The organism is Mesorhizobium sp. M7A.F.Ca.US.006.01.1.1 (assembly GCF_003997935.1).
In the GTDB taxonomy this organism is placed as follows: domain Bacteria; phylum Pseudomonadota; class Alphaproteobacteria; order Rhizobiales; family Rhizobiaceae; genus Mesorhizobium.
Genome location: NZ_RZQL01000044.1, coordinates 12,202 through 33,316, shown reverse-complemented (window position 1 = coordinate 33,316; position 21,115 = coordinate 12,202). Strand labels below are relative to the sequence as shown.

The 21,115-nt window shown below is 62.1% G+C and carries 17 protein-coding genes and 1 pseudogene; 15 read left to right on the top strand and 3 right to left on the bottom strand.

Annotated features, from left to right (window positions below; all coding sequences use genetic code 11):
• Nucleotides 1–336: hypothetical protein (locus EN943_RS10670; RefSeq protein ID WP_127412578.1), on the top strand; the 336-nt coding region annotated here is incomplete at its 5' end.
• A gap of 2 nt (nt 337–338) precedes the next feature.
• Complete coding sequence (locus EN943_RS10665; protein WP_127412577.1) at nt 339–671, top strand: hypothetical protein; 333 nt, start codon at nt 339–341, stop codon at nt 669–671.
• A gap of 30 nt (nt 672–701) precedes the next feature.
• Here the strand turns inward: EN943_RS10665 and EN943_RS10660 are convergent, their stop codons facing one another.
• The 3 genes from EN943_RS10660 to EN943_RS10650 all read right to left on the bottom strand — a co-directional run bounded on the left by EN943_RS10660 (nt 702) and on the right by EN943_RS10650 (nt 2,013).
• A complete protein-coding gene (locus EN943_RS10660) occupies nt 702–1,028 on the bottom strand; it encodes a hypothetical protein (protein ID WP_127412576.1) in 327 nt (108 codons plus the stop codon).
• A gap of 104 nt (nt 1,029–1,132) precedes the next feature.
• The gene (locus EN943_RS10655; RefSeq protein ID WP_245475698.1) at nt 1,133–1,495 is read right to left on the bottom strand and encodes a DUF982 domain-containing protein; all 363 of its coding nucleotides are present in this window, start codon (nt 1,493–1,495) and stop codon (nt 1,133–1,135) included.
• 23 nt (nt 1,496–1,518) lie between these two features.
• A complete protein-coding gene (locus EN943_RS10650; protein ID WP_245475696.1) occupies nt 1,519–2,013 on the bottom strand; it encodes a GNAT family N-acetyltransferase in 495 nt (164 codons plus the stop codon).
• Between the two features lie 187 nt (nt 2,014–2,200).
• On the opposite strand from EN943_RS10650, the gene EN943_RS10645 reads away from it, so the two are divergent.
• The 13 genes and pseudogenes from EN943_RS10645 to EN943_RS10585 all read left to right on the top strand — a co-directional run bounded on the left by EN943_RS10645 (nt 2,201) and on the right by EN943_RS10585 (nt 21,110).
• On the top strand, nt 2,201–2,944 hold the full coding sequence (locus EN943_RS10645; protein ID WP_127412575.1) for a DUF4142 domain-containing protein: 744 nt from the start codon (nt 2,201–2,203) through the stop codon (nt 2,942–2,944).
• Nucleotides 2,945–2,965: 21 nt separating this feature from the next.
• Nucleotides 2,966–3,568 (top strand): general stress protein, encoded by a 603-nt coding sequence (locus tag EN943_RS10640; RefSeq protein WP_127412574.1) that lies wholly within the window; start codon nt 2,966–2,968, stop codon nt 3,566–3,568.
• A gap of 606 nt (nt 3,569–4,174) precedes the next feature.
• A complete protein-coding gene (locus EN943_RS10635) occupies nt 4,175–4,420 on the top strand; it encodes a hypothetical protein (protein WP_127412573.1) in 246 nt (81 codons plus the stop codon).
• Nucleotide 4,421: 1 nt separating this feature from the next.
• Nucleotides 4,422–8,288: an Ig-like domain-containing protein gene (locus tag EN943_RS10630; protein WP_127412572.1), complete on the top strand. Its 3,867-nt coding sequence runs from the start codon at nt 4,422–4,424 to the stop codon at nt 8,286–8,288.
• A gap of 63 nt (nt 8,289–8,351) precedes the next feature.
• Entirely contained in the window at nt 8,352–10,046 is a 1,695-nt protein-coding gene (locus tag EN943_RS10625) for a type I secretion system permease/ATPase (protein WP_127412571.1), read from the top strand.
• A gap of 19 nt (nt 10,047–10,065) precedes the next feature.
• Complete coding sequence (locus EN943_RS10620; RefSeq protein WP_127412570.1) at nt 10,066–11,403, top strand: HlyD family type I secretion periplasmic adaptor subunit; 1,338 nt, start codon at nt 10,066–10,068, stop codon at nt 11,401–11,403.
• 270 nt (nt 11,404–11,673) lie between these two features.
• Nucleotides 11,674–11,923: pseudogene (locus EN943_RS10615) on the top strand (IS481 family transposase); the annotation flags it as partial.
• A 259-nt stretch (nt 11,924–12,182) separates the two neighbouring features.
• Entirely contained in the window at nt 12,183–13,163 is a 981-nt protein-coding gene (locus EN943_RS10610; protein ID WP_127412569.1) for a helix-turn-helix domain-containing protein, read from the top strand.
• 101 nt (nt 13,164–13,264) lie between these two features.
• Nucleotides 13,265–15,292 carry a hydantoinase/oxoprolinase family protein gene (locus tag EN943_RS10605; protein ID WP_127412568.1) on the top strand — a complete coding sequence of 676 codons (2,028 nt, stop codon included), beginning with the start codon at nt 13,265–13,267 and terminating at the stop codon, nt 15,290–15,292.
• Nucleotides 15,293–15,295: 3 nt separating this feature from the next.
• Nucleotides 15,296–17,263 carry a hydantoinase B/oxoprolinase family protein gene (locus EN943_RS10600; protein WP_127412567.1) on the top strand — a complete coding sequence of 656 codons (1,968 nt, stop codon included), beginning with the start codon at nt 15,296–15,298 and terminating at the stop codon, nt 17,261–17,263.
• Nucleotides 17,264–17,423: 160 nt separating this feature from the next.
• A complete protein-coding gene (locus EN943_RS10595; protein WP_127412566.1) occupies nt 17,424–18,281 on the top strand; it encodes an FAD binding domain-containing protein in 858 nt (285 codons plus the stop codon).
• Nucleotides 18,272–18,769 (top strand): (2Fe-2S)-binding protein, encoded by a 498-nt coding sequence (locus EN943_RS10590; protein WP_127412565.1) that lies wholly within the window; start codon nt 18,272–18,274, stop codon nt 18,767–18,769. The genes EN943_RS10595 and EN943_RS10590 overlap by 10 nt, the downstream gene beginning before the upstream one ends.
• On the top strand, nt 18,762–21,110 hold the full coding sequence (locus EN943_RS10585) for a xanthine dehydrogenase family protein molybdopterin-binding subunit (RefSeq protein ID WP_127412564.1): 2,349 nt from the start codon (nt 18,762–18,764) through the stop codon (nt 21,108–21,110). Before EN943_RS10590 ends, EN943_RS10585 begins: the two co-directional genes overlap by 8 nt.
• Nucleotides 21,111–21,115: the final 5 nt, after the last annotated feature.

The window sequence follows — 21,115 nt, the reverse complement described above, 5'->3', positions numbered from 1 at the left end:
GACAAGCAGGTGGTCGACCGCGAGCAGGTCAAGATCGGCAAGGTCGACGGGCTGGTGGCGGAGTTGCGGTCTGGCAAGCCGCCTCGGATCATTGCCATCGAGCTCGGCTCCATCACCCTGGCGCGTCGCCTCGGCGCACGGCCTGGGCGCTGGATGGCGCGGCTCGCGGTCAAGGTGGGTGGCAAGCAGCATGGCGAGCCCCATCGGATCGCCTGGCGCAAGGTGAAAGATATCGGCATCGATATCGAGTTCGACATCGATGTGCGAGAAACGTCGATCTTCGCCTGGCAGGACTGGTTGCGCGACCATGTCATCGGGCGCATTCCGGGAGCTTGATGATGACCACGGTCAACCTCGAGCATCTGGCAGGGCGACGCGTACTCTCGCAGCGCGGTAAGAATGTCGGTTATATCGAGGAGATCCACGCCAAACGGGACGGTGACGATTTCGTCGTCACCGAATTTCATGTCGGGGTCTACGCCGCTTTCGAGCGTCTTTCGGCCTCGGCCATAGGCGTGGCGGTGCTGGATCTTTTCCGATTGCGCCGCCGCGACGGTCTATACCGCATCCCCTGGGACAAGCTCGACATCTCCGATCCCGCGCGACCGCGGCTGCTGTGCCCAATGACTGAACTCTCGGGCATGAAGGGCGAGCCAGACCTCCAGGAATAGGTCGTGGGTGCTGCATCGTCGGTATCGTTCTCAGCGCAGCATGCTCGCCGTCAGGAAGATTACGGCTGCTACCAAAACGACAGCTGCAATCACCAACACCGGCCAGTTGCCGCCAGGCCGCAGCTCCGGCTCGCCTTCGACCGGGCGCATGGCATCGGCAAAGCTGGAATCGTTTTCGAATTTTGGGCGAGTCCGCGGCGGACTTGTCCCATCGACCGGATTTTCTGTGTCCGCGGCCTCTGCGTCTGTCTCGAGCGGGGCAATGGCGGGATCGAACCCTGGCGTTTTGTCCTGCGTTGCTCCTGCCTGAACTTCGCTTCTGGCTGCGGCAGGCGTGGGACTTGAAACCTTGATCATGATTTCTCCCTTTCGAACCAAACTCGGCAGAGTCGCACTTGTAGGCGCCGGCAGAACCAAGCTTGCGTGCACCGAGGCTACCCACCAGGGTCAGACTTGCTCGCTCAGCAGAAGGCGTCCTTGGCCGCAACGATGAACGCCTGTCGTGCGGTCCTTGTAGGCTTTTCGCCTCGCATGACGGCAAGGCACGCTCTGATCGCGGCAAGACGCCTCTCGGATGTCGGCTTTGGCCAGTCCCGCAGCAGCACTTCGGCTGCGTCCGACACCGAAACCACAACCCTGTCGCGGTCTATCCGGCCAGGTTGAATGACAATCGGCTTTCTGAAATGCCCAGTACGCACATGCCTCTCCAGGGGATGCATTCTATTCGACACATCGCTGCAAGACTGCGCGTCGCGACGCGCTTTAACTCCGCAATCGTCGATTTGTTCCACAGCACCTGGCGTTTGAAACAAGCCGATGGCCATCCGTTCGCGCCCTGTCCCAAGACTTACAGCAGGTCCTTGCGAAAGAAGATGCGGGCATGTCCAGGGATCCCGAATTCGACTTTGCCAAATTCCTCGAAGCCATGGCGCATGTAGAATAGCGGTGCCTGGAAACTACTCGTCTCCACGACGGCCTTCTTGCAGCCGCGCCTGATGGCTTCTTCCTCAATTGCCCTGAGAAGCTGTGAGCCAAAGGATCGGCCGCGCAATGGCTCAGGCAGGAAAAACATGTCGAGAAACAGGAGCCCGAGTTCGGTTCTGCCCCAAAGCCCGCCCCGGATCTTTCCTGACTGGTCGCAAAGCTCCGCTCCGATAACAGCTCGGTCGTCGATCCCGGTGTGTGCGATGTTGTATTGATAGAGCGCTGTGGCGGCCCGCGCTCTGGCATCTCCACTGTGGGACAGAGCGATTGTAAATCCCTCGGCTCGGGATGACATGAGTTCCACTCCTGGGTGGGTAGGACAAGGACACGAGATTAACCAACAAAGGCGCTGGTTCATGGTTCCGGCGTTCCTGTCGCCTGTCACTTCTCCACATTTTACGTCGATGGGGCAGGTCTCGCGCGGGATAATCCGGCAGCATCATGCACGGATCGTGGTGCTGCCGGGCCTGCAGGCATGTCGTCTGGGTATCGGAACAAAGCGCATCTTGGCTTGTTAGGGCGCATCCCAGGCAAGGACAAAGCCGATGAAAACACGACACCTTTTCGCATTGCTCGCCGCTGCTTCCATTCTTCTCGCCGTGCCTGCTTTTGCTGCCGACGGCGCCCAGGACTTCGTCGACAAGGCTGCCATCGGCGGCAAGTTCGAAGTCGACTCGAGCCAGATTGCCTTGGGCAAGGTTCAGGACCAGAGCATCAAGGACTTCGCCCAGATGATGATCCGCGATCACGGCGCGGCTAATGCCAAGCTGGCAACAGTGGCCGGCGAACAAAAATTGAAAGTGCCGTCGACGCTTGACGCCCAGCACCAGGGCGATCTCGACAAGCTCAAGAATGCGCAGGCGCCGATCGATCCAGCCTATGTCGACATGCAGCGCAAGGCGCACGCCGACGCCGTCAAGCTGTTTGAAACCTATGCCAGCGGCGGTGACAACGCGGCGCTCAAGACATTCGCCCAGCAAACGGTCGATACGCTGAAGACGCACCAGCGGATGATCGAAAAGATCGCAGCCGGGCAGGACGCCATCACGGGAGCGACAACACCGGCGGTGAAGACCGACAATACCCCCAATGCCGCCGCTCTCGTCCCTGGCGCAAACAGCTTCACCGAAGCCCAGGCCAAGAGCCGCATCGAGGGTGCGGGCTATACCAACGTGTCGAAGCTTACCAAGGACGACCAGGGCATCTGGCGGGGCCATGCAACCAAGGCAGGCGAGAGCCTCGCCGTCGGCCTGGACTATCAGGGCAACATCGTTGCCGCCAGCAAGTGAGCACGGATCAGGAGAAATCAGATGAAAACGGTAACTGGATTGTTCGACAGCTATGACGACGCGGCCGACGCGGTCCGCGAACTGGAAGCCACGGGCGTCCCGCATGCGAACATCAGCATCGTCGCCAATAATTCGGACGACTGGTACGATGCCGACCGTTCGGAGGCTGCCGAGGATGCTGGGGCTGGCGCGGGGATTGGAGCCGTGATCGGCGGTGCCGGCGGATTGCTGACAGGGCTGGGGGTCATGGCCATCCCGGGCATCGGACCTGTGGTCGCGGCGGGGTGGCTCGCCGCCACCGCGACCGGTGTTGTTGCCGGGGCGTTGGCCGGCGGTGCGGTCGGAGGCATCGTCGGCGGTCTGACGGAGTCCGGCGTGCCCGAGAACGATGCGCACGTGTATGCGGAGGGCGTACGCCGCGGCGGCACGTTGGTCACGGCCAAGGTGGACGATGAACTCATTGCAAACGCCGAGGAAATTCTGGGGCAATCCAGATCGGTCGACCTTGCCGAACGCCGCAGGGCCTACGAGGCTGACGGCTGGACCGGCTTCGATGCCAATGCCGGCGAATATATCCCTGACGAGATCGATCGCGACAGTGCTCGGGCGATCAATCGCCCTTGAACGTGGTGTGGTCGCACGTACCGAACGACGAGGTTTCACGAAGTGCTACGGACGTGTGGGACAGATGTTCGAGTTGCCCGGCTTCAAGATCTCCGTGAGCAAGGGCATGAAGCTTCCCGGCTGTCCGGCGCGTGAAGTGACTCAGTTGAATCCCCGACCGTTCAAGCGGACTGGCCTGCTGTCGGGTTGGCGTGCTGCACGAAAGTACTCAGCGATTAAGGTGCGGTGTTGGTATGGTGGTGCGCTGGCGGGCTCTGGTCAGGCTGAGCCGCACGTTCTGCCGCCTGGCTCATATCGGGCGTGCGCCTGTTCGATCTCACAACTCGATTCTAGTGACTGTGGCTCCCCTTATGTTCGGCTATTAACTGTTCGGCCAAGTTGGGCGTTGACGCTTCCTCTCTATAAGAGTTAATAATCTCCTAATATAAGAGCCATCTAAAGTTCGTGGTCAATAACCACGGGTTTGACGATGTAATTTGGGGTAGGAAAGGTAGCGCGACGACCAGTCGTCGCGTCCAGCAGCATCGGGTCAATATCCGTCCGTGAATGGCCAGCTTGAGGCGGCTGTTCCAAGCGCGGCGGTGTGCCTGGATGAGGCGAAAATTCATGCCTGCCCGGATTCGCGAGATTTTTCCTCGGCTGGAAGCAGCCGGTCGTTCAGTACTGCCGATAAAACAGATGAGGCGTCTGTTCTTAAAAGGGGGGTTGAAAATGGCTACTCAGGTCACCGGTGCCGGCGGCACCACGACGTCTTTCTCCAACACGCCGCAGGCGAAGGATGACCTTTTCAATTGCATCAAGGACACCGTCGTCATCGCTTCCGCGTCTCAATCCATGATCTTGGGAGGTTAGTATGGGTGCGAGTGGCAGCAGCTACGTCGGCGTGGTGACTGATGGGGATGACAAGCTTATCGGCGGGAGCGGGACCGACGTCATCGTCGCCGGTGGCGGCAATGATTACATTAATGGTGGGTCTGGCGCCGATACGCTCGATGGAGGAAGCGGTTTCGATACGGTCCTTGGCGGATCGGGAGCCGACACGCTTATCTATCGAGCGTGGGAAAATCAGTACAAGATTGGTGGCCAAGTCTACGGCACAGGGACAACCGCCGAACAAACAGCCTTTTCCGGCTACGACACCTACGATGGCGGCAACGGCAATGCTGCCAAAGGCACTGCCGAGATCGATACGCTCTCTATCTACCTAAGCAATGATCAGCTAGCCAATGCGTCATTCATGACGGCGTTTAACGCTGAAATTGCTCAGTTTCGTGCCTTCATTGCCGCAAACTCGAACTCGAATACCGGCCAAGCAGGTCAGGCAGAATTCACATTCACCACGATCAACCTCAAGGTTTCCGCGATCGAGCAGGTTAATGTTCTCGATATCAACGGACATGTACCTGTATACGTCAATATTGTCGATTCTGCCTTAAGTGATAGCGACAACAACTCTGTCGTGACGTTCACATTCACTGGTCCGGTGACCGGATTCACTTTAGACGATGTGACGGCAACCCACGGAACGCTGTCTAATTTTGTGAAGATCGATGCTTCGCATTATACGGCGAAGTTCACGGCAGCAGACGGTTTTGATGGCGCCGGCTCGGTGTCGGTGACGGCCGGCAGTTTCACCGACACGGCCGGCAACACCGGTAGCGCCGGATCCGACACCGTCACCATCGACACCGAGAATCCGACCGTCACCGTCGACATCGTCGACGGCGCGCTCAGCGACGGCAACAACAGCTCGCTCGTCACCTTCGAGTTCTCCGAGGCGCCAGGCGCCAGCTTCACGGTAGGCGACGTCGTGGCGTCGGCCGGCCTCACGGTCGATGCCGGCTCGCTGATCATGGTCGATGCCACCCATTACACCGTGACGGTCACGGCAACAGACGGCTTCACCGGCACCGGCACGGTTTCGCTGGCGGCGGGCAGCTACACCGACGCGTCCCTCAACCTGGGCGGCGCCGGATCCGACACCGTCACCATCGACACCGAGAATCCGACCGTCACCGTCGACATCGTCGACGGCGCGCTCAGCGACGGCAACAACAGCTCGCTCGTCACCTTCGAGTTCTCCGAGGCGCCAGGCGCCAGCTTCACGGTAGGCGACGTCGTGGCGTCGGCCGGCCTCACGGTCGATGCCGGCTCGCTGATCATGGTCGATGCCACCCATTACACCGTGACGGTCACGGCAACAGACGGCTTCACCGGCACCGGCACGGTTTCGCTGGCGGCGGGCAGCTACACCGACGCGTCCCTCAACCTGGGCGGCGCCGGATCCGACACCGTCACCATCGACAGGCTCAACCCGACCGTCGTGGTCGACGTCGTGGCGGCTTCGCTCAGCGACGGGACCCCAAGCTCGAACGTGACCTTCACCTTCAGCGAGACGCCAGGCGCCAGCTTCGCGGTAGCCGATATTACGCCGACGAACGGCACGATCACCGGCTTCACGCAGGATACCGCGACCACTTACCACGCCACCTTCACGGCGACCGACGGGGTTTCCGCGAGTGGCTCAGTATCGGTGGCGGCTGGCAGCTACACCGACGCCGCCGGCAATACCGGCAGTGCCGGCTCCGATACGGTTGCGATCGACAGGCTCAACCCGACCGTCGTGGTCGACGTCGTGGCGGCTTCGCTCAGCGACGGGACCCCAAGCTCGAACGTGACCTTCACCTTCAGCGAGGCGCCAGGCGCCAGCTTCACGGTAGGCGATATTACGCCGACGAACGGCACGATCACCGGCTTCACGCAGGATACCGCGACCACTTACCACGCCACCTTCACGGCGACCGACGGGGTTTCCGCGACTGGCTCAGTATCGGTGGCGGCTGGCAGCTACACCGACGCCGCCGGCAACACCGGCAGTGCCGGCTCCGATACGGTTGCGATCGACACCGGCGGCGACACCACACTGCCCAACATTGCGCTGATCACAGGCGTTCAAGGAAACAATAACGCGCCAAGCACGATTATCGTCAGATTCAGCGAAACGGGGATGAACCACACGTTCTTCGATTCCACAAAACTGACCTTAACAAACGGGGTTGTCCTGGTGCCAAACTCGGGAACCTGGGGCACCACAACTGACGGAAGCGGCAATACCGTCGATACGTTCACCCTGCTGGTGACTAAGCCAAACAACGGCACCACCTATACCGCGACTTTTGCATCTGGAGCCTTCAAGGATGGGGCCGGCAACCCGAGCACTGCTGCCAGCCAAGACAGCCTCAAGCCCGCCGGCACCTCCGGCGAGCCCATCAATCTCGCTCTCACCGATCCATCGCATGAAGGTGCGCTCATCACCGTCACGGTGAAGGACGTACCTTCGGGCTGGACCATCGACGGCGCGACGCATAACGCCGATGGAAGCTGGACGACACAGACCAACGACCTGCACGGGCTGACCGTCACCACACCGGTCGAATTCACCGGCGCCGCGGTGCTCGACGTGCAACTGACCTGGACCAATGCCGACGGCACGACGGGCAGCGCGTCGATCGCCGACAATGTCGAGGCCTACGCTCCGGGTTCGCCGATCTTCGCCTGGTCCGGCGACGACGTGCTGACCGGCTCCAGCGGCAACGACCTCTTCGTCTTCTCGCAGCCGATCGGCGCCGACACCGTGCACAATTTCGACGCGGCGGCCGATCAGATCGACCTTATCGGCTACAATGGATTGGCAGACTTTGCCGACCTGCAGACGCATATCGCCGACGATGCCCACGGCAACGCGGTGATTGCGCTCGGCGATGGGCAGTCGATCACGCTGGATGGCGTGCACTCGGGCGCGCTGACGGCAGGCAATTTCGTCTTCGACCAGACGCCGGTGGTCAACAATCCAGGCACCATGACGATCGGCGACGGCGCCTTGCTGCCGCTGAGCGGCACGATCAACAATAGCGGCGTCATCTCACTGGACTCGACCGGCGGTGAAACGCTGCTACAGGTCATCCAGCATGGCGTTACGCTGCAGGGCGGCGGACAGATCCTGCTGTCCGACAGCGCCGCCAACGTCATCTCCGGCACGGGGCCGGACGTCACTCTGGTCAATGTCGACAACACGATATCGGGCGCCGGCCAGCTGGGCGGCGGGATGCTGAGCCTCGACAACCAGGGCACCATTATCGCTTCCGGTGCGAATGCGCTCGTCATCGACACAGGGGGCAGCGTCGTCACCAACTCCGGAACATTGGAGGCGACCGGTTCAGGTGGCCTGACGATCAATGGCGGGCTGGCGAATTCCGGCATGCTGTTGGCCAATGGCGGCGACATCGTCATCCACGGCCAGGTTACCGGCGACGGCGATGCCACGATCGGCAACCTGTCGAAGCTCGAGTTCGGCGGTGCTTCGTCGACGGACGTCACCTTCGCGCACGATGCCGCCGGCACGCTGCAGCTCGACGATTCCTTCGACTTCAGCGGGCGGATCGGCGGCATCACCAATGACGACAGGCTGGAACTAGAGGACATCCTGTTCGGTGCGGGAACGACGGCCGTCTATCAGGCAAACCAGGACGGCAGCGGCGGAACGCTGACCGTTTCCGACGGCACCCACGGTACCGCGCTGCATCTGGTCGGCTCCTATGATGCAAACGGCTTCAAGCTCGCCGATGACGGCCAAGGCCATACCGCCGTTTCGTACAATCCGGCGGAGTTCACGCTGACGGGCGTTGGCGATGGAGCAATTTCAAGCGACTTCGTGGTGTGAACCAAAGGGCCGCCGTCAGCGGCGGCCCACCTGGCCTGACGCGTATCGAGTGGGGTTCTGGACGTGGATAGCAAATCTCGAATTGTGAAGGATGCGCTTCGGGCGTGCCGCCGCTATTTCCTGGTCGCGGCGGCATTCAGCCTGGCCATCAATCTGCTCTATCTGGCCTCCCCACTCTACATGCTGCAGATCTACGACCGGGTCGTCACCAGCGGCAGCGAAACCACGCTGGTGATGCTGACCCTGGTGTTGCTGGCGGCCTTTCTTTCGCTGGCCGGCCTCGACCTGGTACGCGCCTGGATCCTGACGCGTGCCAGTGCGCGGCTCGACCGGCTGCTGTCGGCTAAAATCCTCGCGGCGTCGGTAGAGGCCCCATCGCCCGGCTCCTCGCCGAGCCAGCCGATCCGAGACTTCGACACGTTCAGGCAGGTCATCACCGGCAGCGGCATCCACGCTTTGTTCGACCTGCCATGGTCGCCCATCTACATCGGCATCATCTTCCTGCTGCATCCCTGGCTCGGCTTCTTCGCACTGGGCTGCTCGCTGCTCCTGATCGCTATGGCGGTGCTCAACGAGTATATCGTGCGTTCGCCGCTGAAGCAGGCCAACGACCTGGCGACAACCAACTATAACTTTACCGAGATGAGCCTCAGAAACGCGGAAGTCGTTCGCGCCATGGGGATGATCGACGGTCTCATCCGCCGCTGGGGGCGCGACCGCAACCTGGCGCTGCGGCGCCAGGCGGAGGCAAGCGATCGCGCCGCCCTGATGTCGGGCCTGATCCGTTTCCTGCGGCTCACCATGCAGTCGCTGATCCTTGGCCTCGGCGCCTATCTGGTGATCGAGCGGCAGATCACCGGCGGCACCATGTTCGCAGCGAGCCTCTTGCTAGGGCGTGGGCTGCAGCCGGTCGAGCAGATCGTCGGCCTTTGGCGCAGCCTGATCCTGGGGCGGGCGGCATTGGCAAGGGTCGAAAAGCTGCTGGATGGGGGCGCGCAGAACGAAAGATCGTTCAACCTGCCCAAGCCCACCGGCAAGATTTCGGTCGAGCAGGTCAGCTTTGCAATTGCCAGCCAGCAGAAAGTGCTTCTGCGGGACGTGTCGTTCCGGCTGGAAGCAGGCGAGACGCTGGGAATCGTCGGCCCTTCTGGTGCCGGCAAGTCGACGCTGGCGCGTCATCTCGCGGGCGTCATGCAACCCAGCCGTGGTACCGTCAGGCTGGACGGCGCCGACCTGTCGCAATGGGGGCACGACGCGCTCGGCGACCACATCGGCTATCTGCCGCAGGATATCGAACTCTTCTCCGATACGGTCGCCGCCAACATCGGCCGCTTCAAGACCAATGTCGACCAGGAGGTCATCGAGGCCGCGCGGCTCGCCGGCGTGCATGAGATGATCATCCGCCTGCCGCAAGGCTATGAGACGCAGATCGGCGAAGGCGGCGCAGTGCTGTCAGGAGGATATCGGCAACGGATTGCCCTTGCCCGGGCGGTGTTCGGAACGCCGAACCTGATCATTCTCGACGAGCCGAGCTCCAATCTCGACGCCGACGGCGACCGCGCGCTGAGCGAGTGTGCGATCGAGCTCAAGCGCCGCGGCAGCACGGTGATCATCGTCTCGCATCGGCCCTCGACTCTGGCGAATGTCGACAAGATCCTTCTGCTGCGCGATGGCGCCGTCGAGGCCTTCGGCATGAGAAACGAGATCGTGGCGCTCCTCAACCAGCGCGCGGCTCCAATGGCGGTGGCAACGCAATGAACCGTGTTTGGAGAGAGCGATGAGCGACGGCGCCCTTACCTACCGGAGCCTGCCTGGCGACACCGGCATTCTGGCCCCGGATTCGATCCGGGTGCCGGCCTATATCGGCCTGCTGATCATCGTTGCCTTCTTCGGTATCTTTGGCGGCTGGGCGGCCTTTGCCCCGCTGAACGGCGCTGTGCTTGCAGACGCCATCGTCAAGGTGGATGGCAATCGAAAGAGCGTACAGCACTTCGACGGCGGTACGGTGAAGGAGATCCGCGTCAAGGATGGCGACGTCGTCAGGAAGGGCGACATAATGCTGAAGCTGGACGACACCAGGATTCGGTCCGAGTTCAATCTTTATGCCCAGCAATATGCGCTGTTGCGCGCAACCGATGCCAGGATCCGAGCCGAACTGGACGGCAGCGAGGTTGTTGCCTTTCCCAAGGACATTCTCAAAGAGCACGAAGACTACCTTAGGGATGCAATGGCAAACCAGATCGCCGATCTGGAAAGCCAACGCGCCTCGATGGCCGGCGCCGGGCAGATACTCAAGCGGCGCATTGCCGAGCTCGAGGAGCAGATCCAGGGCAAACAGTCTCGGGTCGAATCCTACCAGGCCCAGCTACGATCGACGATCAACGAGAAGGCCAGCCTGTCAAAGCTGCTCAAGGCCGGACTGACGACCCGCCCGCGCATCCTGGAACTGGAAAGGTCCGCCTCGGATCTGCAGGGCTTGATCGACGAGAACCTCGGCGCAATCGGCGGCAGTCAGCAGAGCAAAGCCGAACTCGAGAGCCAAATCGCGCAATTGACCAATGAGCGCCGAGCCAAGCTGTCGGCCATGCTGATCGATACGCAATCGAACCTTGCCGACCTCGTGCCCAAGATGTTTGCCGCCCAGGCTGCCATGGACCGAGCCGAAGTGCGCGCGCCTTATGACGGCCAGGTGATGGATCTCAGCGTCTTCTCGATAGGCGCGATCGTTTCGCCGGGCCAGACCATCCTTGATATCGTTCCGACCGAAAATTCGCTGATCGTCCAGGCCCAGATTCGCGTCGAGGACATATCGAACCTGCGACCCGATATGGCTGCCGAAGTTCGTTTCACATCCTACAAGCAGCGCTCAATACCCATAATTCATGGCCGCGTCACCCGCATTTCGGCGGATCGCATTACCGACAGCAAGACCGGGTTTCCCTACTATCTTGCCGACGTAGCGGTCGATCCGATTGAATTGGCAGCAGCCCCACAGATTGCGCTTTACCCGGGCATGCCAGCGTCAGTCATGATCGTCACCGAGGAACGCACCGCGCTCGACTACATTCTGGGCCCGCTGGTTGTGTCGTTCCACTCCGCCTTTCGCCAGAAATGACGGATTAGCCAAGTGACTTCGCTTTTGAGGTGATTCTAACGCAGAGCGGTTGGAGATTATCGGCAGGCAGAGGACCTGACAATTCTCGCTGCTCTAGCTAAAAGAGGCAGGACTGAAGACCCCGAGCCGACAAGCCGACAACCAGTCGCTCATGGTCTGCATGTTCCGTGCCGACAACCCCTCCGTTTCTTTGGTGCTGGATCTGATGATCCTAGATGTTTGATCCCGGCTTTATGGAACATCCTTGTCTCCAGACTCAAAGGATGCGCTATAGGCCAAGTTCTGCATGGGAGCGCCAAAACGACAGAGGCGGTCCGTCGAGCGATACAGCATAGTCAAGAGAGTCCGAGGGGGGCTGGCCAGGCGCTACGGGATCAACCAGAAGACGGTTGCGAAGTGGAAGAGGCGAGCTTCGGTCGCCGATCTGCCGACTGGTCCGAAGGAACCGAGATCGACGGTGCTCTCGATTGAGGAAGAGGCGGACATTGTCGCTTTCCGCCGCTACACGCTGCTGCCACTCTTCCGTGCGGTGCGCACGGAACTGCGGGACATCATTTCCACCCACATCTGGAAGCCGGCAACTTATCCTGAATGAGTGTGCGAAAAGAATGCATGGCTCCAAGTCGGCTGGCGGTTTGCGCGCCCAAGGCTGGTCGCGAGCTCCGGTCTGGGCTAGCCGACCACATAAGTTTATTCGTTTTTGACCAATACGCGCCGGTGAATTCCTGTAATCTTCGGAACAACACCGGGCTAACCGGGCCAACCAGAAAGGTCGGGGAATGAAATACGTCGTCGATACGATCGGCGGTCCCGCAGGCGGTGATGCCTGGCAAGCCGCTGTTACCGAAGCCTATTTTCCGCTCGACACCGAGTATCGCAACCGCCGCGAATTTTCAGGCACGCTGGAAACCTTCTCTCTCGGGCTCGTCAGCGTGTCTAAAATGCGCTGCGATGCCGTGAGCTATCGCCGCCATCGCCGCCACTTCCTCAACGAGCGTGACGCCAGCCTGCTCATCACCATCCCGGAGATGTCGGAGGTGAATTTTTCGCAAGGGTCGAGAACCGTCAATTGCAGTCCGGGGGGCTTCCTCGTTGAGAGGGGAGATGCGCCTTACGAATTCTGGCACGGCAAGCCAAACGCGCTGTGGGTCCTGAAGGTGCCGTCATCGAGCGTTCGGGCGCGGATCGGGTCTGCCGAACGGCTCAGTGCGCTCAGTTTCGACGCAACCCAAGGCGTCGCCGCGCTCTTCCTCGACACGGTGCGAACCACGATCGGCCATGTCGATGAGATCACTGAAGTCGCTCGCGAGATGATGGGCAGGCACATCCTGGAAATGCTGTGCCTGTCGATCGTGAGCGACGATCGCGTGCTGGACAGCAGCATCTCGTCGATCCGGGCCGGCCATTTGCATCGTGCCGAGCAGTATATTCGCGACAACCTGAAGAATTCCGGCCTCGGCCCGCAGGCGGTGGCCGATGCCTGCGGCATCTCGCTCCGTTACCTGCAGGTTCTTTTTCAGGACAGCAACCAGTCGATCAACGGCTTCATCCGCGACGCCCGGCTTGAACTTTGCGCCGAGGAGCTGATGTCGGTGACCAACATCAGCAGCGTTGCCGAGATCGCTTACCGCTGGGGCTTTGCCGACCAGTCCCAGTTCTGCAAGCACTACCGGACGCGGTTCGGCTGCGCACCGACGGATACCCGTCGCGAAGCAGCGAACCGGGCAGGCCGCGCTTCGACCTCAAGACAGCGGCACTAGACCCGACGAAATCCGGGATTCCACCATGTTTTACGACGTCATCCCGGCAAAGGGGCGGCGAAAGCCGGGCCTTGCCCGCAAAGACCTGCGAAGGAACTGTCATGAGCAGAATAAGAGTTGCCGTCGATGTCGGAGGGACCTTCACCGACATCTGCATCATGGACGAAGATAGCGGAGCGATCCGCATCGAGAAGACCGCCTCCACGCCTGACGATCCCATGCAGGCCATCATGAATGGCGTGGAGCAGGGGCGCATCGATCTTTCGCAGGTGACGATGTTCTCTCATGGTACGACGGTCGCCACCAATGCGCTGATCACCCGCCGCCTGCCGCGCATCGCAATGGTCTGCAGCGAAGGTTTTCGTGACGTTGTAGAGATCCGTCGCGCCAACAAGGAAGATCTCTGGGACACCTACAAGGATGTCGCCAAGCCCTATATCCCGCGCCGCGACCGGCTGACCGTCCGGGAACGGGTCAGTGCCGAGGGCACGATCCTGGAAGCGCTGGACGAAGAGGCCGCGCGCCGTGTCGCCGAGATTCTCAAGAAACGGCAGGTCAAGTCGATCGCCGTCTGCTTCATGAACTCCTATGTCAACGGCGCCAACGAGCGCCGCATGCGTGATATCCTGAAGGAGGCAATGCCGGATCTGCCGGTCTCGATCTCCTCGGAGGTGATGCCGGAAATCTTCGAGCACGAACGTTTTTCCACCACCATGGCGAACGCTGTCTGTGCCCCGGTCGTCGTCGACTACGTGTCGCGTCTTGGAGAAAAGCTTGCGGCCGCCGGATACAAACGAGATCTCCTGTTGCTGCACAGCGGTGGCGGGGTCATGACGCCCGCGAGCGTCAAGGATTTCTCGGCCCGGCTCGCGGGATCGGGCATCGCCGCCGGCGCGATCGCAAGCCGCTTCATCGGAAATCTCTGTGGCTACCCGAACTCGATCGGCTTCGACATGGGCGGTACCAGCACCGACGTCTCGCTGGCCTGGAACGGGGAGTCGCGCATCACAAAAGACTGGTACATCGAATTCGGATATCCGATCCGCTTTCCCTCCATCGAGGTGCTGACCATCGGTGCGGGCGGCGGGTCGTTGGCATGGCAGGACGAGGGCGGCAGCTTGCGCAACGGACCGCAGTCCGCTGGCGCCTTTCCAGGTCCGGCCTGCTACAAGAACGGCAACCGCATTGCCACCAATACCGATGCCAATGTCGTGCTCGGCCGTCTCGGCACCAGCCTTGCGGGCGGCAAGATCACGCTCGACCCCGCCCTGGCCACCCAGGCGGTTCAGGAGACGGTGGCGGAACCCTTCGGCATGGAACTCCACCAGGCGGCCGAGGCGATCATCGCCGTCGCCAACGCCAATATGGGCAATGCCGTCCGGCTTCTCTCCATCAGCCGAGGCTATGACCCGCGCGACTTTGCGCTGGTCGCATTCGGCGGTGCAGGCGCTTTGCACGGAGCAGCCGTGGCCAAGGAGCTGTCGATTCCAACCGTGATCGTGCCGCCCAATCCCGGCGTCACCTCCGCCCTCGGTTGCCTTCTCGTCGACGTGCAGCACGATTTCTCCGAAAGCTTCATGGCCGATGCTTCGACGGTCTCGCCCGCCGAGATGCAGACAGCCTTTGTTTTGATGGAAAAACAGGCGGTTGAGCGTCTGACCCATGAGGGCGTGGCGCGGGAAGACATGGCGCTGCAGCGTACGGTCGAGATGATGTACCAGGGCCAGTGGCGCTCGCTTGCGGTGTCAGCCCCGGCGCGCATCGAGAGCATCTGCTCGCTGATCGAGGCATTCCACAACGAGCATGAACGCGAGTTCAACTACCGCCGCGAAGAGGCGCCGGTGTCGATCTTCCGCATCGCGGTCAAGGCGATCGGCATCGTCCCGAAAGCCGAGATACCGCGGCACGAAGTCTTGCCTCATGTGCCCGAGCCGCTCGGCCGCCGCGGCGTCTGGTTCGACGGTGTATCTCATGATGCGGCTGTCTATGAACGCGACCAACTCAGCGCCGGCGCTGCCTTTGCAGGGCCCGCCATCGTCGAACAGTTCGATTCCACCACCGTGGTCCCGCCGGGAATGAGCGCGACCGTCGACGGCTTCCTGAACATTCTCATCGTGACGAAAGGCTGAGACATGACAAAGCTGATTGAAACGAGCCCTAGCCTCGATCCGGTAACGTTCGAGGTACTGAAGAACTCCTTCATCACCACCGTCGACCAGATGGCCGAACAGATGCTTCGCACCTGCTATTCCTTCGTCATCTACAACCGAGACTTTTCGAACGCCCTGCACGACGCCGATGGCAACTCCGTTGCCCAGGGCAACTACGACATCGCGGTCCATGTCGGCACACTGCACAACACATGCAAGGAGGTGATCCGGGTCTTCGAAGGCGATATGGCACCCGGCGACGTCTACGCAATCAACGATCCCTATGCCGGCGGTACGCATTTCAGCGATGTTCGGCTCGTCCGGCCGATCTTCGACGAAGACAAACTGATCGGCTTCTCACAGTCGAACGGCCACTGGTCGGATCTTGGCGGCTCGGTGCCGGGTTCCTTCGACGTCACCGCCCGTGACATGTTCCGCGAAGGCCTGCGGATCACGCCGCTGCGCCTTTTCCAGCGCGGCCGCTTCTGTTCCGATGTTGCCAACATGATCGCGGCCAACACGCGCGATCCCGCATCGATCATTGGCGACATCCATTCCCAGGCGCAGGCGACGCAGGCGGCCGAGCGCGAACTGCTGCGGCTGGTCAAGAAGTACGGGCGCGGCCAGGTCATGCGCGGTATGGAAGAGGTTCAGGACTACGTCGAACGTGCCGTGCGAAAGCGTCTCGCGGAGCTGCCCGACGGTACCTGGGAGACGGTCGACTACATCGACCGGGATCTCGGTGCCGGCGAGGGCATGATCCCGATCCGCATCAAGATGACGATCAAGGGCGACACGATCCACTACGACTTTACGGGAAGCCATTCGACCATTGCCTCGATGTACAATTCCGCGCCGGGCGCGACCTTCTCGGCCGTGGTCGCCGGCATGAAGACGTTCTTTCCGGACCTCCCGCTCAACAGCGGGTTTTACCGGATGATCGAGGTGACCGCGCCAAAGAACAGCATCGTCAGCGCGGAATGGCCGGTGGCGGTGACCGGGTTCCTGATGCCGTTCGAAAAGATCATGAACGCGATCTTCGAGATGTGGTCGAAGATCATGCCCGAACGCGCTATCGCCTGCGCCTTCAACCTCGAATATCTGCTGGCCGGGGGGCGGGACGCGCGCAAACCCGAAAAGCCGATCTTCATGTTCTACGAATGGCTGCCCGGCGGTTGGGGCGGGCGCAACGGCAAGGATGGTGCCGATGTCACCACCGCCTGCTTCGGAACCGGGCTGATGTCGCAGCCGAACGAAGGCAACGAGCGGGTCAATCCCACTCGGACGATCGAGTTCCAGATCAAGCAGGATTCAGCCGGGCCCGGCAAATGGCGGGGCGGCGTCGGCGTGCAGAAGACCTCGTTGCTGCTTGAGGCTGAAAATGCCGTCATGTCCTATATTTGCGACCGCGAGCGCGCTGTCGTCTGGGGTGTCGAAGGAGGCCTGCCGTCGATGCCCCACGGCTTGACCATGAAGCGCGCCGGAGAAGAGACCGAGATCTGGCTCGGCTCCGTATTCTCCGATTACTCCGTCCACACAGGCGACCAGTTCGCTCGTCCGACGGCCGGCGGCGGTGGTTTCGGCGATCCACTGCAGCGCGAGCCTCGCAAGGTGATGGAGGACGTGATCGACGACTACGTTTCCCTGGGGCGTGCCAGGACTGACTACGGCGTGGTGATCCGCGAAATCGACCGCGACTTGTGCCAATACGAAATCGACGAGACGGCGACCGAAGCCTGCCGTGCCGACATCCGGGCGAAACGGAAGGGCTGGGCACGCATGGATCCCGAGGAGGTCGCGCGCAAATATCGCTCGGGCGAGATCGATACGCTCGATGCGGTTCGGCACTATGCCGTGATTCTCGACTGGGAGACTGGCGAACTACTTCCCAAAACCACCGCCCAGTTCCGGGAGAGTTTTGAGAAACGGACCGTCGCCCACTGGGGCTGAGCGCACGAGCGCGCTGCAATCTTGCGGGCGCTCGCGGGATGCCCGAGTTATCTGTTTTTTCGATACCATATTCAAAGAATTACTATTTCACAGGAACCTAAAGCTGGAGCAACAATGTCGCAGCGCCGCGAAGGTTGGCTGCTTCCGAGGGGTATGACAGATGGCACCAGGCGTGGAACGATCGTTCGCCGCGGCCAGCACACTTGAAGAGGCAATAGCCGCACGCCGGCAAGGCGCGGTGGTGCTTGCCGGTGGCACCTGGATGATGCGTGATCCCCAGCGCGGGGTTGACCTTCCCGAGGCGGTGGTCGCACTCCACCGAATACCGGCCTTGTCCAAGATCGAAATCAGCTCGGACCATGTCGTGATCGGTGCAGCTGTTACCCACGCAGTCCTTGGCCGCGCATTGCATGGGGCAGCGGGCTTCGAAGGTCTGGTTGCCGCGGCGGAGAATGCGGCCAATCCCGGCATCCGAAGGGTCGCCACCGTGGGCGGCAACCTTTGTGCCCTCGACTTTGCCGCCGCCGATCTCGCCCCTGCGCTTCTCGTCTGTGAGGCGACGGTGGAACTGGAGACGTTCGAAGGCCCAAAACTCATCGGTATTTCGGATTTCCTCAAAGACAGGCATACGCTGCTGGCCGAAGCGATTGTGACGAGAATTCATCTGCGCCGCGACCTTGTCGCAAGTGCGCATGTCCGCCTGCCGCTTCGGAAAGCCGGCGACTACCCGGTCGCCATCGTCTCGCTTGCGGTGGACAAGGACAAACGATGTCGCATCGCCGTTGGCTCGGTGGAGTCGGTAGCGCGGCGCTGGACGGCGTTCGAACAAGCCATGGCGGCGGACTCGGCCTCCGCGCTCGATCCGGAGCGCGCTGCCGGGCTTGCACTGGAGCACAATGATTTTCAGGGCCGCGGCGGCAAGGATGCGGAGGGTTGGTACCGGCGCCAGGTTCTTCCGCCGCTGGTCAAGCGCGGTGTTGCCGCACTTCTCAAGACCGGGGGCGTGGCATGGTTGTGACATTCCAGCTGAATGGCGAGGATTGCAGCTTTCACGGCGATCCGATGACGCCGCTCGTCGACATCTTGCGGCGGGAACGATTCCTGACGGGGACCAAAGCCGTGTGCCGCGAAGGCTTCTGCGGCGCGTGCACGGTGCATGTCGACGACGAAGCGGTGCCGTCCTGCCTGAAGCCGATTGGCCTGGTCGAGGGATGCGCGGTCACGACCATCGAGGGATTGAGTTCCGGAAGCCAGGCGCTGCACCCGCTCCAGGCCAATCTAGAGGCCGCCGATGCCGTGCAATGCGGCATGTGTTTCCCGGGAATGGTTATGAGCCTTTCGGCGTTCGTGCGTGACAATCCGCATGCGAGCCGTCCCGAAATCAAGGCGGCGATGGTCGGCAACATCTGCCGCTGCACCGGATATGAGCGGATCGTCGACGCCGTGGCCGACTGCCTTGACCAAGCGCGGAAGGCTGGCCAGCCGGTGGGAGGCATCCATGTCTGAGCTGTCCGCCACGGTGATGAATCTTCCCCGCCGCGATGCGCAGGACAAGCTGCGCGGGCGGACGAAATACACCAACGACCGGGTTCGCCCCGACATGTTGCATGCCGTGCTGCTGCGGTCGACCGTTCCCGCGGGGCGTATCCGCAAGCTCGATGTTTCTGCGGCACTTCGCTGTCCTGGTGTGCGCGCGGTGGCGACCGGCGCCGACGCGCCAGGGCTCTACGGCATCGGCATTGCCGACCATCCGCTTCTGGCCATAGACACCATCCGCTATCACGGCGAGCCAATCGCCGTCATCGCCGCCGAGACGGAGAAGCAGGCGCGGGCGGCGCTTGCGGTCATCGTGCTCGAGGTCGAGCCGCTGGCACCGGTGTCCACCATGGCCGAAGCGCTCCAGCCCGCCGCCCGTCTCGTCCACGAGGGCTGGCGCGGCTATGAGGTGATCACCGAGGGCGGTGCACGTGCCGGCAACATCGCATGGGAGGCAAAATCCAGCCGTGGTGACGTCGATGCGGCCTTCGCCCGTCCCGACATACGCATTGTCGAGAGCAGCTTTACCGTCGGCCGGCAGAGCCATGTGCCCTTCGAGCCGCGCGTTGCCATCGGCTCCTGGGAGGACGGCCGTGCTCACATCCAGACCTCGACGCAGGTGCCTTGGACAGTGCGCAACGTCACCGGAAGAGTCATGCAGCTTGCGCCCGGGCGTGTGCGGGTCACCGTGCCGCCTGTCGGCGGCGGGTTCGGCCTCAAATTCGATGCGTCCATCGAGCCGATCACGGCACTTCTGGCGCGGATGACCGGGCGCACGGTGGTCCTGGAAAACACCCGGCAGGAAGAGATGGCCACCTGCCTCTGCCGCGAGAATGCGGAAATCCGCATCCGGTCCGCTGTCACCGCCGAAGGATACATCGCCGGGCGCGAGGCGGTCGTGCTGATGGATTGCGGCGCGTATGGAGGCGAACAGGTTTTTCTGACGACGATGACGGCGCACACGCTGGGCGGCAATTACAGGGTTGGCGCAACGCGGCTCGTCAGCCGCGCTGTATACACCAACACACCACCCAACGGCGCTTTCCGCGCTTGCAACGGCGTCTACAACACCTTCGCGCTGGAGCGACACACCGACGAAATCTGCGATGCGCTAGGCTTCGACCCAATGGAGTTCCGAAAGAAAAATGTCCTGGGAGATGGCGATCTCGGTGCCACGGGCCAGGTTTTCGAGGCCGACGTGCTGGGTCCGATGCTCGATCGCATGGAGGCGTTGCGTGCCAGTACCGGCACATCGGAAGCGAAGGCCGACGGCAGGCTCTATGGAATTGCGACCACGGTCGGCACATGGTTCGTTTTCGTCGGGCCTTCGGCGGCGACGGTGAATTTGAACGCCGACGGTAGCGCAACGCTGGTCACCTCGGGTGTGGAGATCGGATCCGGCACGATGGTGCAATCCCTGCCGCAGATCGTGGCCGGGCAGCTCGGCCTTGCTCCCGACCAGGTGATCGTGCGCGAAGCCGATACGGATGCCGCCGGTCTCGATGTCGGCGTTGGCGGTGGGCGCACCACCGTGTCCATTGGTGCCGCGAGCATCGCCGCCTGCGCGGAGGTGCGGGAGAAGCTGCTGCGGACCGCCGGCGAGATGCTACAGACCCGACCGGAAGACTTGGTGCTGCGGGACGGTCGTGTCGAGATCAGGGGACGTCCCGGTTCCGGCATGTCGATCCCCGCTGTCGTCGCCCATGCGCAGGCAACCACCGGCCCGATCACAGGAAGCGGAGCCTTTACCGCCAGGAACACTCCGGCAATGTCCGGCTGCGCCATGGGGCATTTCATTGATGCGCTCGACATTCCCGTCTTCGTCGTTCACGAGGCCGAGGTCGCGGTTGATCCGGACACCGGCCATGTCGAGGTGCTGGCCTATCGCGTGGTTCAAGATGTCGGCCGCGCGCTCAACCCGCGCGCCATCCTGGGCCAGATACAGGGCGGCGTGGTGCAGGGGCTGGGCTATGCGTTGCATGAGGAGGTGACACTCACCGCCGACGGACGCATCGCGCAGGACGATTTCGAGACTTATCGCCTGCCGCTGGCGCAGGACGTGGTTCCGGTCGCCGCCGATCTCTACGAGGGCGCACCGTCGATGGGGCCTCTAGGCACCAAGGGCGCGGGCGAGGTCCCGATCCTGGCCGTGGGCGCGGCGATCGGCTGCGCTGTGGCACGCGCCATCGGCAAGCCGGTGCGGCAGCTGCCACTGACGCCGCCGCGCGTGCTTCGACTGCTGCATGAGCGCGAACCACCGCCGGAATTCCCGCACATCGCCCCCGGCTGGGCGTCGAACACTCTGGGCTGAGGCAA